This is a genomic window from Halomonas sp. AOP30-A1-24 (genome assembly GCF_052378165.1).
Lineage (GTDB): Bacteria > Pseudomonadota > Gammaproteobacteria > Pseudomonadales > Halomonadaceae > Vreelandella > Vreelandella citrativorans.
The window spans coordinates 102675-116865 of the sequence record NZ_JBQSXL010000009.1; the positions used below are offsets into that span (position 1 = coordinate 102675).

Annotated in this window: 17 protein-coding genes; 6 read left to right on the plus strand and 11 right to left on the minus strand. The window is 57.6% G+C overall.

What is annotated here, in order from left to right; all coding sequences use genetic code 11:
• Positions 1 to 18: 18 nt before the first annotated feature.
• The 6 genes from ACT3TJ_RS07235 to ACT3TJ_RS07260 all read right to left on the minus strand — a co-directional run bounded on the left by ACT3TJ_RS07235 (position 19) and on the right by ACT3TJ_RS07260 (position 4305).
• The gene (locus tag ACT3TJ_RS07235; protein WP_444621550.1) at positions 19 to 1185 is read right to left on the minus strand and encodes a glutathionylspermidine synthase family protein; all 1167 of its coding nucleotides are present in this window, start codon (positions 1183 to 1185) and stop codon (positions 19 to 21) included.
• A gap of 18 nt (positions 1186 to 1203) precedes the next feature.
• Positions 1204 to 1815 (minus strand): DUF1190 domain-containing protein, encoded by a 612-nt coding sequence (locus tag ACT3TJ_RS07240; RefSeq protein WP_444621549.1) that lies wholly within the window; start codon positions 1813 to 1815, stop codon positions 1204 to 1206.
• Between the two features lie 11 nt (positions 1816 to 1826).
• Positions 1827 to 2237 (minus strand): DUF350 domain-containing protein, encoded by a 411-nt coding sequence (locus ACT3TJ_RS07245; RefSeq protein ID WP_172117914.1) that lies wholly within the window; start codon positions 2235 to 2237, stop codon positions 1827 to 1829.
• 65 nt (positions 2238 to 2302) lie between these two features.
• Positions 2303 to 3028 carry a DUF2491 family protein gene (locus tag ACT3TJ_RS07250; RefSeq protein ID WP_444621548.1) on the minus strand — a complete coding sequence of 242 codons (726 nt, stop codon included), beginning with the start codon at positions 3026 to 3028 and terminating at the stop codon, positions 2303 to 2305.
• 104 nt (positions 3029 to 3132) lie between these two features.
• Positions 3133 to 3828 carry a PspA/IM30 family protein gene (locus tag ACT3TJ_RS07255; protein WP_444621547.1) on the minus strand — a complete coding sequence of 232 codons (696 nt, stop codon included), beginning with the start codon at positions 3826 to 3828 and terminating at the stop codon, positions 3133 to 3135.
• 21 nt (positions 3829 to 3849) lie between these two features.
• Positions 3850 to 4305, minus strand: coding sequence for a DUF2170 family protein (locus ACT3TJ_RS07260; protein ID WP_172117917.1), 456 nt, complete (start codon positions 4303 to 4305; stop codon positions 3850 to 3852).
• Between the two features lie 213 nt (positions 4306 to 4518).
• Here ACT3TJ_RS07260 and ACT3TJ_RS07265 point away from each other — a divergent pair, with 213 nt between their 5' ends.
• The 6 genes from ACT3TJ_RS07265 to ACT3TJ_RS07290 all read left to right on the plus strand — a co-directional run bounded on the left by ACT3TJ_RS07265 (position 4519) and on the right by ACT3TJ_RS07290 (position 8857).
• The gene (locus tag ACT3TJ_RS07265; RefSeq protein ID WP_444621546.1) at positions 4519 to 5142 is read left to right on the plus strand and encodes a cyclodeaminase/cyclohydrolase family protein; all 624 of its coding nucleotides are present in this window, start codon (positions 4519 to 4521) and stop codon (positions 5140 to 5142) included.
• A gap of 158 nt (positions 5143 to 5300) precedes the next feature.
• Positions 5301 to 5984, plus strand: a complete 684-nt coding sequence (locus ACT3TJ_RS07270; protein WP_444621545.1) for a GntR family transcriptional regulator — start codon at positions 5301 to 5303, stop codon at positions 5982 to 5984.
• Between the two features lie 87 nt (positions 5985 to 6071).
• Positions 6072 to 7112, plus strand: coding sequence for a GlxA family transcriptional regulator (locus ACT3TJ_RS07275; RefSeq protein WP_444621544.1), 1041 nt, complete (start codon positions 6072 to 6074; stop codon positions 7110 to 7112).
• Complete coding sequence (locus ACT3TJ_RS07280; RefSeq protein WP_444621543.1) at positions 7103 to 8269, plus strand: MFS transporter; 1167 nt, start codon at positions 7103 to 7105, stop codon at positions 8267 to 8269. Before ACT3TJ_RS07275 ends, ACT3TJ_RS07280 begins: the two co-directional genes overlap by 10 nt.
• Positions 8270 to 8318: 49 nt before the next feature.
• Positions 8319 to 8684, plus strand: a complete 366-nt coding sequence (locus ACT3TJ_RS07285) for a hypothetical protein (RefSeq protein ID WP_444621542.1) — start codon at positions 8319 to 8321, stop codon at positions 8682 to 8684.
• The gene (locus ACT3TJ_RS07290; protein ID WP_172117922.1) at positions 8684 to 8857 is read left to right on the plus strand and encodes a DUF1289 domain-containing protein; all 174 of its coding nucleotides are present in this window, start codon (positions 8684 to 8686) and stop codon (positions 8855 to 8857) included. Before ACT3TJ_RS07285 ends, ACT3TJ_RS07290 begins: the two co-directional genes overlap by 1 nt.
• Positions 8858 to 8893: 36 nt before the next feature.
• Here ACT3TJ_RS07290 and ACT3TJ_RS07295 read toward each other — a convergent pair whose 3' ends face one another.
• The 5 genes from ACT3TJ_RS07295 to ACT3TJ_RS07315 are packed head-to-tail and all read right to left on the minus strand — an operon-like array spanning position 8894 to position 14139.
• The gene (locus ACT3TJ_RS07295; protein WP_193054245.1) at positions 8894 to 9343 is read right to left on the minus strand and encodes a phosphatase domain-containing protein; all 450 of its coding nucleotides are present in this window, start codon (positions 9341 to 9343) and stop codon (positions 8894 to 8896) included.
• On the minus strand, positions 9340 to 10413 hold the full coding sequence (locus tag ACT3TJ_RS07300; RefSeq protein WP_444621541.1) for an MBL fold metallo-hydrolase: 1074 nt from the start codon (positions 10411 to 10413) through the stop codon (positions 9340 to 9342). The genes ACT3TJ_RS07295 and ACT3TJ_RS07300 overlap by 4 nt, the downstream gene beginning before the upstream one ends.
• Entirely contained in the window at positions 10410 to 11456 is a 1047-nt protein-coding gene (locus ACT3TJ_RS07305; protein ID WP_193054247.1) for an ABC transporter ATP-binding protein, read from the minus strand. The genes ACT3TJ_RS07300 and ACT3TJ_RS07305 overlap by 4 nt, the downstream gene beginning before the upstream one ends.
• Positions 11444 to 13144, minus strand: coding sequence for an ABC transporter permease (locus tag ACT3TJ_RS07310; protein WP_444621540.1), 1701 nt, complete (start codon positions 13142 to 13144; stop codon positions 11444 to 11446). The genes ACT3TJ_RS07305 and ACT3TJ_RS07310 overlap by 13 nt, the downstream gene beginning before the upstream one ends.
• A 2-nt stretch (positions 13145 to 13146) precedes the next feature.
• Positions 13147 to 14139 (minus strand): ABC transporter substrate-binding protein, encoded by a 993-nt coding sequence (locus tag ACT3TJ_RS07315; RefSeq protein ID WP_444665549.1) that lies wholly within the window; start codon positions 14137 to 14139, stop codon positions 13147 to 13149.
• Positions 14140 to 14191 lie beyond the last annotated feature (52 nt).

Genomic DNA, 14191 nt, shown 5'->3' on the forward strand with positions numbered 1-14191 from the left:
GGCGCGTTCTCCTGACCGTTAAACAATGGCGTGGGGCACAAAGCAGGATGAATCCTTGGTAATTCGCCCTACATCTTCCCGCACGCCGATCCCGCAAGCACGATCACCCACCACCCAACTGCCGATTAACGCGTGATGTTCGCCAAAGCGCGGCATGGGGTGGTAGGCCTGGCGAATCCAGGGGCTGTCCGTATAGGGGCCATCCACTGCCTCACGCTGCCCCTCTGGCGTTAACAGTTCAATATTGCTGCCTTCGCGTGAAAAGAACGGCTTGCGTACCCAGCCGGGCGGCAGCGGTGAAGGCGAGCGCTCTTCAAAATAGGCAGGTAGCAAATTAGGGTGGCCCTTAAAGTGCTCCCACAGCAGGGGCAGAATGCCCTTGTTAGAGAGAATCGCCTTCCACGGTGGTTCAAACCAGTGGGTGTGCAGCTGGGGAATCTTTTCGCCAAACGCATCGTCGGCCAACTCTTCCCAAGGGTAGAGCTTAAATAGTGCCTGAATGGGCTGATTATCCAGGTCAACAAAGTAGTCGCCGTCGCGCTGGTAGCCAATATCTTCGGTATAAATGAAGGGCGCTTTTAAACCGGCCTGAACGGCTACATCCTGCAGGTAGTGTACGGTCGCACGCTCTTCGTCATTATCCTTGATGCATGAAAAGTACATCTCGGCGCTGTCTAACCGGTCGCCAATATGCGCCATTGCGTTGATCAGCCGCTCCTGAATGGAGTTATATTGGTCAGCGTGGCGCGGGATGATGCCCTGTTGGATGGCTTGCTCCAGCCATACCCACTGAAAGAAGCCCGCTTCATAAAGCGAGGTGGGGGTGTCGTAGTTAAGCTCAAGTAGCTTGGCGTGGCCCTGGCCTGAATAGGCAAAATCCATTCGCCCATAAAGGTGTGGCTGGCCAGACACCCAGGAGTCGTGAATGGTGTCCCACATGAACTCCGGCAGCGCCAGGCGTTGCATCAGCGCATTGGAGTGACAGACACGGTCAACAAGCTCCATGCACATTTCATGCAGCTCTTCGGTAGGCGCCTCAATATCCCGCTCTATTTGATCCAGCGAGAACTGGTAGTAGGCGCTCTCTTTCCAGTAGGGTTCGCCGCCGATGGTATGAAAATGAAACCCCAGCTCGTGGGCCAGGGTTTTCCAGTTGGCGCGTTCTGCAACATCAACTCTAAGCATGGAGATTCCCGAGGTACATCACGAGCCCCAGCCGCCGCGAGCGGATGAGCGAGAACCGAAGCCGCTACGCTGTGTGGCCTGGCGGTTCTGAGTCGCCGTGGTACGCAGGGCCTGATGGCGCTGATTGACACGCTGGCTGGCCTGGTTAGTGGCGGTATTCCAGTTGCCCTGGTTTTGACGATTGCGGTAAACCGGTTCTTGGTACACTCCCCGGTTGGTCGCACCGTGGCTGGTGCGCGACATCATGTTACCCACCATGTAACCCATCATGGCCGGCATAAACCAGCCACCGCCGCTGCTGCCGGTGGCCGCCTGCGACTGCTGTTCGGTGGGGGCCGTGCAGGCTCCTTCACCGTGTTCAGCCTCACACTCTTCAAGCGTATTGAAGCGGGGGACTTCTTTAATGGACGCCTCGTAGGCATCTTCACAGGCGCTGCGGGTATATACATCGGCGGCCACGCACTCATCAACACTCTGGTAGCTGCGTGGGCTGTCAAAGCTTACATCGGTCGTTTGCTCTGGCTGGCCACACGCCGTTAGCCCGAATGCGCTGGCGCCCATCATCGCAAGCGAGAGGCGGGCGCTGCGTTTGCGTCGCGGCAGGTGTGGGGTCTGATCGTTATGTGCCATCGTTAAACTCCTTACCACGTCATCGAGGCGGCATTAATCAGGCCAACTGCAATGGAGACACTACCCGCCAGAATACCGTAAGCCATATGACCTTCAGTGATATGCAGTGACAGGCTTTCTCCCTGATTCTTCAGCACCATCTTCAGACCAAAGAAAGCCGCCAGTTGAACACCAAACGCGATGATGCCCCACAAGATGAAATCGATGAAACTGATGGAATTGGCCATAGCGCTGTAGAGCGGCAGTGTAAAACCGACGATAGAACCCGCATAGGCCGTGGCCGCCGCTGCATTACCTTCGCGAATTAACGTCCACTCGTGGTGGGGCGTGATACGGCTATAACAGTACATAAACGCAACGAGAAGCACGAGTGCGCCGATCAGATAGCCCAAAAAGTGGGGCAAGCCTTGTAAATACTGCATGTATAGAATCTTCCTTGGTTGAGAGTCAATGTTGTGGTGATGGCGTGTGTTAGGGCTTGCCGCGTTTAAATAGCATCAATATCGACCGATGTAACATCAACACCGAGATTTTGTACCAGCATAAACCCACCCTCACCGTCATCTTCCGCATTCAGCAATACATATTCCATGCGTTCGGAGTCTTCAATAGGGCGCTCGTACAGCATGGCATGGTGGGTAACGCTGCGCGTCATGACGCTTTCGGTGGTCATTACCTGCTCTTCAAGCACGACGGGCGGCGACCAAAGGCTCGCTTCATCGCCCCACACACGCTGAAACTGGCAGGTGCGCTCGGAAGCATCGGTCGACTCGACAGTCATCGTTTGTGCGCCCAGCTGGCCTGCCTTTTTATCGCTTGCGTTGATCAGCGCATCGAACTCGATATCCGACAAATGCGTCACACGATAAAAATCAAACAGCTTGTACTCAATCACGCGCTGGTTTTCGACGTTGGCTTGCAGCCACGTATCGTTATCCAGATAAAAGCGTACCAAGTGGGCGCCCTGGCCAAGGTCGATATGCCCTACGGCCGCAACATGATGATAGGGCGTGCTGTCCCACCCAAAGAGTGCATCGGAATAGGCGCTTAACTCAGCCAACTGAATGTTGACGCGCCCATCCAGACGCAGCCCTGCAAAATCTTCTTGTGACATCCCGGTCGGCAGGCCAGCAGTGAAGGTGGATGCGTTTTCTGCCGCAGGGTTCGCCGCCTCATTGGAAGTGCCGAACAGGGCCTTAAGTGTCTTGAACATTCGAGAAGCCTCCAAAGGGCAAGCCGATAGCGCGAATCGTTGGTGCAGAATCAATATGGCCCAGTGACGTGCAGGCCCGCCGGTGGGCGGGCGCTGTGCCACGTTTACGCTTGTGGAGTATTTTTCTTGGCTTTCAGGCGTGCCAGCACGTCTTCGGCTTTGCGCTCATTGGCGCCAATACCCGCCGCTTTCAGGCGTGCATCCAGTGATGAGCCGCTCTCTTCGGCAGCCATTTGATCCGCCGCCTGCATCTGGGCTGAGTTAAGCTGCTGGCGCTCACGGATCCGGTCAAGAGACTCCATCGCACTGCCCATGGCGCTATTTTGCCCTGAGTGGCGCGCCGCTACGGCAGACTGAGCCTTCTGTGCAGACTCTGTCGCTTTTACCACGCTCACCTGCTGTTTTAGCTGGCGCAGCTGGTTATCCGTATTGCGAATGGCTCCGCGCAGGCTTTCAATGCTGGCGTCGTACTCGCTGACGATGCTGCGCTCGGCGTCCAGCTCATCCTGCATGCTGACCATACGCTCGGCAACTTCGACCGCTAACGCTTCTTCGCCTTTATCCAGCGCGGCTTCAGCGCTCTGCTCAAGCTCGGCAATTTTGCTTTCCAGGGTATCTGCCTTGTTACTGTTCAGCTGGCGTTGACCCATTAAGCGCGCAAGTTCGGTTTTGGACTGTTTCAGGTGATTTTCAGAATCACGGATTTCCTGGTCCAAAATACGCAGCGCTTGAGAGTCAACGACGGCCTGGCCGGTCTCATTCGCTTTACCACGTAACGCCGTCATGATTTTGCTTAACATAAAGTTGCTCCTAAACGCGTATTAAGAAAAGTGATCGTGAATTAAGTCGGCGACTTCCATGGCTGCGCTGGCCGTGGCATGTAATTCAGCACAAATAGACACCAGTTTTGAATCGCCAAACAGCTGCCCGTAAGCCACGTAAAAATCTCGATTATCAATGGATACGATACCGATAGAGGCAAGCGGAAGCGCAAGGCCCTGGCGCAGTAACACGTCGTTAAGCTCAGCCGGATTCGATACGCTGTCCAGCGGGGCAATGGCGGTCATGGCAATCCACTCATTGTCGCTGCGCGAAAGCGTTAAGGTTAAATTGCCGTAATCGTGAAGCTCCCAAATCAACGTTTGGTTGGCTTCATCTAAACTAACATTGGCCGCTGGCCACTCCAGTTCAACGGCTTCTTCCTGTGCGGAGGCATCGTTAATAACGCGATAGAGTTCGGCTGCCGAGAAAGCACCCGTTTCATTGTGAGTAATCAAAGCAGCAAGCTCCTTATGCAAAATGAAGGTTATGTTAGCACTGACAATTCATCATCTTCTAATAACGCACTATCGCGTTTGAGTAAAAGGCTACGCTAACACGCTGCGCGCCTGGATGTTTCACTATCAACAGCGCTTCTTGAGCGAATCCATTTAAGACCCACAGGCAGGAGAGGAGTTCTTCGTTAAGCGTCGATAAAAGGAGTCGATAACATGGATAAGGATAGTCAACCGCCCAACACCGCGATATGGCAGCAGCGCTTGAGCCACTTTCGGGATGCGCTTGCTCACAATCCTATGCCAGGGTGTTGTGGCGCCGCCGCCACCGTCGTGGCGAGCCTAGGGCTGGCGTTAATATTAAAAGGGCTGCATATAAGCCAGCAGCATCAGACCAGTGAAGCGCGGGCCGCGTTAATTGAGCAAGCTGAGCGTTTAAAAACGCAGCTAGTGCCACTGGCCGATAAAGACGTCGCCGCGTTTGAAGAGTTGATAGCAGCCTTCCGCCTGCCCCATAACAACGAGCAAGAAAAAGCGGCGCGTCGCCAAGCGATCCATCAGGCATCCGCCGAGGCGGTAGACGTGTCGTTACACACGGCCAAGCAAAGCCTGGCCATATTACGCTTGGGCCAACGCGCCTATGCGGATAGCGAACAGCCGTTCAAGAGCGATACCCAAGCGGGTTGCGAACTCGCGGCGGCTGCCCTGCGCAGCGTGCTGATAAACGTCCTTGCCAATATTGAATCTCTGGGCAGTGAGGACGAAAAACAGCGCGCTCGGAAAGCTCATGATGAGCTTAAACAGCAGGCTGAGGTGCTACTGCTTACGTTATCTCCGTGAGCTTGTTTTAATGTAGGAGTGCTGGAAAGTCTCTCGAATGTATATCAAGACGTGTGATATATATTTCGATAGTGGTGGAAGATGTTGAGTGTCACGTTCCGGCCCTGAAGACAGTAAGGCGGTCGGTCGCTCTTATAAATAAAAGGGGTGGGAAACAGATGGCTGAGAGCAAACGTTCCAACGCTCAACGGCTTAAGGACTCGTTGGAAGATGACATTATTAATGGGCGGCGGGTGCCGGGTGAACGGCTCGACCCGGACGAGCTAGGGCGAACGTTTAATGTTTCCCGCACACCCGTGCGTGAAGCCTTCCAGCAACTGGTGGCTAGCGGTTTGGTCACCGTATCACCGAAAAAAGGCACGTTTGTGGCCAAGGTCGGCATCGACCAATTAATCGAGATGTTTGAAGTCATGGCCGAGCTTGAGGGCATGTGCGGGCGCCTGGCGGCCCGACGCATTAGTGACCCGGAGCTGGCAGAGCTTCAGGCGGCCCATAAACGCTGTGAAGCAGCGGCACACGCGGGCGATACGGACGAGTACTACTACGAAAACGAAGCGTTTCATGACTGCATCTATGCAGCGAGCCACAATACGTTTCTAGCCAGCGAAGCTCGTCAGCTAAAACAGCGCTTAAAGCCCTATCGTCGCCTGCAATTGCAGGTTCGCCAGCGCATGCATAACTCCTTGAGCGAGCACCAGACCATTGTCGATGCCATTACCCAAGGCGATGCTGCTCTGGCTGAGCAGGCGCTATGCGACCACGTGCTGATTCAAGGCGAGCGATTCAGCGACTTTGTGGCCAGCGTGCGCCGTATGGAAGCGCCGATCAGTCAGCCAAGTTAGGTAATGTCCGTATTGGTGGGGTGATGGTCCTTGTCGACACGTCGCGCTCGGCGGAAACTCTCCCTATTAACGATCTGGAGAGAGAACGTGACGCGCCATATTGCCTTATTGGCTTACCCCGGTTGTCAGCTGTTGGATGTCAGTGGCCCCTGGCAGGTGTTTGCCAGTGCCAATGCGCTAAGCCCGAAACCCCTATACCGCTTAACCCTGGTCGCCGATGCGCCTGGGCCGGTAATGACCAATGGCGGCTTGGCGGTGTACGCCAGCCACACCTATGCCGAACTTTCCCAGCGGCTGCCTTTGGATACGTTACTTATTGCAGGTGGCAGCGGTGTAATGGCGTTACGCCAAGACCCGCACGTGCTGGCTCTTTTACGTGAGCTGGCGCCTCACGTGCGCCGGTTAGGCTCTATCTGCTCAGGGGCTTTCTTGCTTGCTGCCGCCGGGCTTTTAGATGGCCAGCGCGTCACTACCCATTGGCGCCACGCCGACCAGCTTGCCGAGGAGTACCCCGCGCTTAATGTTGAGCCCGATGCGCTGTATATCCAAAGCGGTGATCGCTACACCAGCGCCGGGATAACGGCCGGTATCGATCTGGCACTTTCGCTGGTAGAAGCCGACCACGGCGCTGCCCTTGCCGGGCAAGTAGCACGAGAACTGGTGATGTTTCTGCATCGCCCGGGCGGGCAGTCGCAGTTCAGCGAACTTCTACGCTGCCAGCAAAGTGCCGGTCCGTTGCGTCGTTTGTTGGATCATCTGCATGCTGACCCTGGCGGAGCACATTCGCTGGAAAGTATGGCGGCCTTAATGGCCGTATCACCACGTCATCTTACCCGGCTATTCAAGCGCCACTTAACCACGACGCCGGTTACTTATTTGACCCAGCTACGCCTGGAGCAGGCGCGTTTGGCGCTGTTGGATGAGCATCAAACGGTATCTCTTGAGCGGTTAGCTGAGCGTTGGCGCTTGGGCGGCGCCGAGCAGCTGCGCCGCCAGTTTCAACGTTACTACGGTGTTTCCCCTTCTGTGTATCGTCAGCGCTTCGGCGCGGCGGCTAAGTCTGCCCTTACGTCTGCCCTCACGCCTACTCTTGTGCCTACGCCTTTGGAGCCATCGCCATGCCATTAACCGTTACGCTGTTATCGCTGTGCCAAGCGCTGTTGGTCAGTGGCAATATCCTGCTGATTGCCGTATCGCCTCTCATTGGCGCCTCGCTGGCACCGACGGCTAACTGGGCCACTGTGCCGGTGGCCAGCCAATGGCTGGGGCTGATGTGCGCCACCATCCCCGCCTCGCTGATCATGGGGCGGCTGGGGCGCAAACGCGGGTTTGTGCTGGGCAATCTTATTGGCTTGATAGGTACGGCCGTGGCCATTTTGGCGCTACGTCAGCAAAGCTTTGGACTGTTCCTGCTGGCGACCTGGCTAATTGGTATCGGCATTGGCTTTGGGCAGCTCTACCGCTTTGCAGCCCTTGAAGCATCCCCCACGGCACTGCGCGATAAAGCGCTTGGTTTAGTGATGGGCGGTGGAGTGGTAGCGGCATTTGCAGGCCCGTGGCTTGCCCGCTTTAGTCGTGAGCTGAGCGAGACGCCGTTTTTGGGCAGCTTCGTTGGGCTGGGCGTGCTCTACGTATTGGCACTGGGCATATTACTTTGTACGCGGTTGCCGGTCGCTTTTGTGCAGGCAGTAGAGGGGGAGAAAAAGCCCTTGTCCGCTATCCTGCGCCAGCCCGGTTTTCTACTGGCCGTTAGCGCGGCGGCCATTGGCTACGGCGTGATGAATCTGGCCATGACCGCCACACCGCTGGCGATGGAAGGGGCCGGGCACAACTTTAACCATGTCGCCACCACTATTCAGTGGCATGTAGTTGCCATGTTCTTGCCCTCATTTTTTACCGGCCATTTGACGGCGCGCTTTGGTGCCCCACGCATGATTAGCGCTGGCTGCTTACTGCTGGTGGCAAGCGCAATTGCCGCACAGTTTGATGCCGGGCTAGCGGGCTTTAATGTTGCGTTGATCCTGCTGGGGCTTGGTTGGAATTTCACCTTCCTGCCCGCTACCGGGTTATTGACGCAAAGCTATCAACCGGCAGACAAGGCGCGCACTCAAGCGGCCAATGAGTTTCTGGTGTTCGGTACGGCTGCGTTAACGGCGCTGCTGGCGGGGCCGTTGGTTAACACCCTGGGCTGGGCGTTGCTCAATGCGCTGCTGATTCCTGTCTCGTTACTGCCTATGGTGCTGCTGGCATGGCAGCGGCGGCCAAACGCACCTCTTCTTTCTTAAGATGTTATAACATAGTCATATTCTTTTATTTGTTACGTCAGGTGGTTGAATGATTGTTAAACGGGAACGCGGCAAGCTGGAGCGCCAGCTTGCTGCTTCGCTGACTGAAGTCTGTGAGCAGGCCAAGGCCGAGGTGGTTGGGTTCGTCTGGTTAACTCACTGCGTGGACTACCAACACTTCCCCGAAAGCCTGGTGGTTATCTGGGTATTTGATACCGATGCCCATTTAGCCTCAGCGCTAAAGGGCGATGCCAAACAGCGCCTGCATGATTTCACGGCCAGCGCTTTGGCTGAGGCGGGTGTGGTGCTGGATAGCATCACGCCGCACATCGACTTCGATAGTGAACAGGCGTGCCAGCGCGCCCATGGTGGTGACTGGCAGCGCCGTCTGCGCGCGCGAAGTGTGAGGCACTGATGGCCAAGAAAATCGATAGCCCCTGCATATCCGCCTGTCAGTTGAAGGGCGGCATGTGCACCGGCTGTGGGCGAAGCATAGAAGAAATTCGCCACTGGAAATCCATGAAGCGGCCCGAAAAAATCGCCACCATCAAGAGGGCTGAACAGCGTTACAAGAAGCTCAACAAGTAACGGGTGTTAGGAAAATATCGTTTGGGCGGCGTTTGGTTAAAAATCACCCGGGGCGCATTGCAGGCAGGTAAGGCCCAGGGCGCGCCACTGAGCAACTACCGCATCGCGGTCATCCAGCACCAGCCAAGGCTCGAAACCGTCTTCGCGCATGGTGCTGAGCAGGGCTTCCTTGACCGCTTCGTCATCCACGTGGTCATGGCCATCGGGGCGCAGGTACATGGCGTCAAACGGTATGGCGTTGCGGGTCAGCCATTCGTGGGTATGCTCGCGATGAGTGTCCGGGCGGCCGCTGCAAATGATGATCTGCTGGCCTTGGGCTTTCAATAATTTCACCAGCCGGGCGACCGGTTCGATCACCGGCGCTTCGGCCATAAACGCAAAGAAGGGGTCCCACTGCTTGGCGGGGCCTAGCACCCATTCATGTACTTTTGTGGGGTGAAACTCAGCTAACGTACCGTCAACATCGACAATCACTGCTTGGGTCATGCAAGGCTCCGGTTATTCAAGGCGTGAGTATTTAAAAACAGTATCTTTTGCGTGGCGAGGCGTGCACCGAGTAACGTGCGCCAGGCGCCAAGAGCGGGTTCGGATAAATGAGTAAACAGGGGCACCACACGTTCGGCGTTTAGCTGATCGGCAAGCGCAACCAGATGCGAGGCGCGCAGATGCACATTCCAGCGCTGCCAGAGAATGTCGCCAGCGGCTAGCTCGGCGCAGCGCGAAGGCGTCAGGTAACCGGTATGCAATAAGTGAAAACCTGACCACATGGCCGCTGTGTCGTCACGATCACTGATCAGGTTGAGGCTTGGCTGAGAGGCGTCGGGGCGCGCCAGAAGCGCTTCTATTCTTTTATCCGCATGGGAGCGGCGAAGTGTTGCGGGGAGCGCCAGCAGGGTTTGCAGATTGGCGCGAATAATCGGATCAATGGCAAGCGAAAGCCCGCGAGCATCCGCCTCTTCGGCTAGCCAGAGTGCCATCTCAAGCGCTCGGCCTGATTCAGGCACCGGGAAAACCAGCGGGCGGTTCAAGTGTTCGCTGATGGCGTCCACACATGCCTGCTGGGGCTGATCGTAGGTGCCGTAAGAAGCGTCCAGTAGCGCAATGCGCGCCGGGGGCGGCGTATCAAACGGAAACAGCCGGGACTCAAAGCAGGCGTCGCCGCTGTAGAAAATGCCGCCCTCGACATCCAGGTGAATCCAAACCCCGCCCAACGAGTGGCCCGCCTGCCCGGTAGTCACCGTAATACCGGCGATCTGGCAGGTGCCGCGCTCGGGCAGTGACTGCCAGGCGCGCCCATCGGGAAGCGCCTGAGCCACCAGCGGCGTGCAGTAAAGCGGCAGCGTAGCGGGCAGCTCACTGACGCCGCCAATATGATCGATATGGTCGTGACTGATAATCACCGCATCGACATCAAGCCCGCGTGCCCAGGTAATTGGCTCGCCCGGGTGCAGCGCGCCGCCGGCATCCAATAGAAGCCGCTTGCCGTTGGCTTCCATCACAATAGCCGCCGGGCCTTTATCGCCCAGGCCGCTCAATATATTGATGCTGGCACTCATTGGTCCGGCTCCAAACACCAGCCTTCCAAGAGCGTTAGCGCCACCTGTTGGCCCAATTTTAGGGCGTGGGAATGATAGGCGAGCAGCGTTTCGCCACCGGCCATGCGCAGATGAAGCTCATAGCGCTCGCCACGAAAGGTCTGGCGTTCAACGCGAGCGGTTAAGTCCTGCTGGCTGGGCGCCTCGGGATGCACCTGAATATGCTCCGGGCGCACCAGCACTGCCTGATGACGCTGGGAAGCGGGAGACGTCAGCCCCTGCATCAGCTCATGGCCGCTAAGACGCCTGCCCGGTGCGCCGGTGCTTATCATTAACTGGCTGCCCTGGCCGATAAAGCTTGCCACCCAGGACGTGCGCGGCTCGCGGTAGAGCGTTTCGGGCGTGGCCCACTGCACCAGCTTGCCCGCCTGCATCACCGCGATACGGTCGGCCAGCGCCATGGCTTCGCTTTGGTCATGGGTGACGTAGACCATAGTGGCTTCGGTGCGACGGTGAAAATCTGCAAAGCTGTGCTCCATGGAGGCGCGCAGGTGGCGGTCCAGGTTCGCCAAGGGCTCATCCAGAAGCACTACTGACGGGTCGGTGACTAGGCAGCGGGCGAGTGCCACGCGCTGGCGCTGGCCGCCGCTTAAGTCCTGAGGCGTGCGCTGGGCATAGGGCTCAAGCGCCACCAGGGCAAGCGCCTGCTCAACGCGGCGCTGATAATCCGCCCCGCGCACGCCGCGTAGTTTTAGCGGGTAGCCGACGTTATCGGCGACGTTCATATGCGGCCACAGCGCGTAGGATTGAAACACCATGGCCATGTTGCGCTGCTCGGGGAGCACGTGGTGCTGCTCGCTGGCCAGAAGCGTATCGCCCAGATGGATTTCACCGCCGCTTACCTGCTCAAACCCGGCCAGCATACGCAGCATGGTGGTTTTGCCACAGCCGCTGGGGCCGAGCAGGGCGACGAACTCACCCGGTTCAACCGTTAATGAAAGGCCATCCACGGCCTTGTGTTCGTCAAACTGTTTGGTGACTTGCTTGAGGGTTAGCCCTGCCATGGCACGACTCCTTTGGGTAAACGCGGGGCCAGAAGGCTAAGCGACAGCATGAGTGAAGCGACCATCAGCACGACCAGCACGGACACCGCTGAGGCCAGAACGCTTTCGCCACCTTCATCAAGGTTGAAAATCAGCACGCCCAGGGTTTCGTTGCCCGCACTCCATAACAGTGCTGAGACGGTCAGCTCGTTGACAGCCAGCAGAAACACTAAAAGCCCACCGGCAAACAGCGCAGGTGCAATCAACGGCATCACGATAGTGGAAAGGCGGCGCCAAGGGCCGGCACCGGCGAGCTGGGCGGCTTCTTCAAGGGAAGGGTCAAGCTGTGCAAGGCTCGCGCTGACCGGCTTGAGGCACACCACCAGAAAACGTGCCAGATAGGCCACGAAGATCAGCCCCAGCGTGCCGTACAGTGCGACGTTGATAATGGGCAGTGGGCGCACGAACAGCAGAATGCAGGCAATTGCGAGTACCACGCCGGGCAGGGCGTAAGGCAGCTCGATAATACTCAGCGTCAGGTTTTGCAGGCGCGATGGAAGCCGCTGAAGGCGATAGGCTAGCGGCAGGCTGCACAGCATGAGCACCACGGCTGCACCACCGGCAAGCCAAAAGCTATTGCGCATGGCGCGCCACGTAGCGCCCTGACGTCCAATTACTTCATGGTAGGCATTCAAAGTGGCGGTATCGGCGTTGAGCGGTACGCCCATGGCCGGCACCAGCGAGCTGACTACCAGCGCCACCAGCGGCGCGACAAGAATGACCAGCAACACACTGACCAGCAGCACCGTGACCAGCGCGCGAAAGCGGCCGAGTGAGAAATCATGGGCGCGCCCGCTATGCCCCACCAGCCCAAAACGGCTGCGGCCCATCCAGTGTTGCTGAAGCGCCACACCCGCCAGCGCCAGCACGCCGATCAGCAGCGAAAGGGCGGCCATCTCAGCCAGTACGCCGGTGCCAAAACTGGCCATGCGCTGATAAATCAGCGTAGGCAGTACGTAGTAGCTTGCTGGAATGCCCAGCATGGCCGGGATGCCGAAGTTACCCAGGCTTGAGATAAACGCCATGGCGGCACCGGCCACCAGGCCGCTTCTCGTCACGGGCAGAACAATATGCCGCCATACCTGATTCTGCCGGGCGCCGCTAATGCGGGCCGCTTCGACCAGTTCGCGGGGTAGAGAAAGTAGCGAGGTGCGCAGCGCCAGAAACACCAGCGGGGCGCTTTGAATACCTAACAGCAGGGCGATGCCTTCCGCCGAGTAGAGCGGCTGCGGGCTGCCCAACGGCGGCGCCATACCGATGCTTTTTAATAGCGGGCTTGCCGGGCCAAATAGCTGTAACCAGCTAAGTGCCGTGACCTGGGGCGGAATCATCATCGGCAACATAAAACAGAACACTAGCCACGCCTTGCCGCGAATGTCGGTGAGGGTAATCACAAACGCAAACAGGCTGCCCAGCGCAAGGGCAATCAGCATGCCCAGCCCCGAGGTATACAGGCTGTGCCACAGCGCTCGCCAGGTACTCGCAGACTGGAGCACACGCCATAGCGGCGCGTTGCCCCCTTGGGTCAGGTCGCTTAACGCTTCTACTAAAAGACGCAGGCTAGGCGCCAGGCTCAGCAGGACGACGGTAAGCGTCAAAAGGGTAAGCAGCCAGCGGTGCTGGCTGCCTTGGGTAAGACTCGGTGACATGATCAGCCGCCGAATAGGTCGCTAAAACGCTGCTTCAGGGCTTCTTCCTGCTCAAGCGCTTGGGCGATATCGACGGGCATCAGCTCGATGGTGTCGCGGGCCGGGAAGCCTTCCGGCGGCGTAACACCCGGGTGGGCAGGCAGATAACCCTGCTCGCTGACCAGCTGCTGACCCTCTTCCGAGAGTACGAAGTCGACAAACTTCTGAGCCGCGTCGACGTTCTTGGCACCGGCCATAATGGCGACGGGTTCAGTGACCGCGCTCACACCCTCTTCAGGGAAGACAAACTCGACCGGCGAGCCTTTGGCCGCTTCGCGGATGGGCAGGAAATCCACCACGATGCCGTAAGGCTTGGTGCCGGCTGCCACTGCGTTGAATACCCCGCCGTTACCGCCTTGGGCCTCGGTACGGTTGTCATGCAAGGCATCGTAATAGCTTTCACCCAGGTCAGGATTTTCACTAATCGCCGCCATGTGAATCAGGGCAGCCCCTGAGTAAAGCGGGCTTGGCATGGTCACTAAGCCTTCATATTCAGGCTTGAGCAGGTCCTGCCAGCTTTGCGGCTGCTCGTCAGCGCCGGTGTTATACACGATACCGGTGGTGATCAGTTTGGTGCCGTAGTAGAAGCCTTCGGGGTCAAAAAGCTCGGCATCAAAGGCTTCACGATTAGGGCTCAAATAAGCCTGAAGCTGGTCTTCCTGCTTTAACGACTCCATGGTCATGCTGTCGGCGATCAGCAGCACATCCGGGTTACTGACCCCGGCGGAAAGCTCGGAGCGCAGTCGGGTCATCAATCGCGTGGTGCCGTCGCGTACCCACTCCACCTCAATATCCGGATAGGCTGCCTGGAAGGCTTCGACCGTTTGCTGGGCGTCGCTGTTGGGCTGGCTGGTGTAGAGCACGAGCTTGTCGTCGGCAACGGCGTTTGCCGAAAGAGCCAAACTTGCCATCGTGGTGGTAAGAGCAATAGCGGTGCAGAGTGAGCGCTTAAGCATCAGAAAGTCTCCAGTGAGTTGACTCTGCTCACACTACTGTCATCACCTTACA

Excerpts from the sequence above, each read along its gene's own strand:
- ACT3TJ_RS07235 (WP_444621550.1), bottom strand. The coding sequence starts at position 1,185 with ATGCTTAGAGTTGATGTTGCAGAACGCGCCAACTGGAAAACCCTGGCC.
- ACT3TJ_RS07240 (WP_444621549.1), bottom strand. The coding sequence starts at position 1,815 with ATGGCACATAACGATCAGACCCCACACCTGCCGCGACGCAAACGCAGC.
- ACT3TJ_RS07245 (WP_172117914.1), bottom strand. The coding sequence starts at position 2,237 with ATGCAGTATTTACAAGGCTTGCCCCACTTTTTGGGCTATCTGATCGGC.
- ACT3TJ_RS07250 (WP_444621548.1), bottom strand. The coding sequence starts at position 3,028 with ATGTTCAAGACACTTAAGGCCCTGTTCGGCACTTCCAATGAGGCGGCG.
- ACT3TJ_RS07255 (WP_444621547.1), bottom strand. The coding sequence starts at position 3,828 with ATGTTAAGCAAAATCATGACGGCGTTACGTGGTAAAGCGAATGAGACC.
- ACT3TJ_RS07265 (WP_444621546.1), top strand. The coding sequence starts at position 4,519 with ATGGATAAGGATAGTCAACCGCCCAACACCGCGATATGGCAGCAGCGC.
- ACT3TJ_RS07270 (WP_444621545.1), top strand. The coding sequence starts at position 5,301 with ATGGCTGAGAGCAAACGTTCCAACGCTCAACGGCTTAAGGACTCGTTG.
- ACT3TJ_RS07280 (WP_444621543.1), top strand. The coding sequence starts at position 7,103 with ATGCCATTAACCGTTACGCTGTTATCGCTGTGCCAAGCGCTGTTGGTC.
- ACT3TJ_RS07285 (WP_444621542.1), top strand. The coding sequence starts at position 8,319 with ATGATTGTTAAACGGGAACGCGGCAAGCTGGAGCGCCAGCTTGCTGCT.
- ACT3TJ_RS07290 (WP_172117922.1), top strand. The coding sequence starts at position 8,684 with ATGGCCAAGAAAATCGATAGCCCCTGCATATCCGCCTGTCAGTTGAAG.
- ACT3TJ_RS07295 (WP_193054245.1), bottom strand. The coding sequence starts at position 9,343 with ATGACCCAAGCAGTGATTGTCGATGTTGACGGTACGTTAGCTGAGTTT.
- ACT3TJ_RS07300 (WP_444621541.1), bottom strand. The coding sequence starts at position 10,413 with ATGAGTGCCAGCATCAATATATTGAGCGGCCTGGGCGATAAAGGCCCG.
- ACT3TJ_RS07305 (WP_193054247.1), bottom strand. The coding sequence starts at position 11,456 with ATGGCAGGGCTAACCCTCAAGCAAGTCACCAAACAGTTTGACGAACAC.
- ACT3TJ_RS07310 (WP_444621540.1), bottom strand. The coding sequence starts at position 13,144 with ATGTCACCGAGTCTTACCCAAGGCAGCCAGCACCGCTGGCTGCTTACC.
- ACT3TJ_RS07315 (WP_444665549.1), bottom strand. The coding sequence starts at position 14,139 with ATGCTTAAGCGCTCACTCTGCACCGCTATTGCTCTTACCACCACGATG.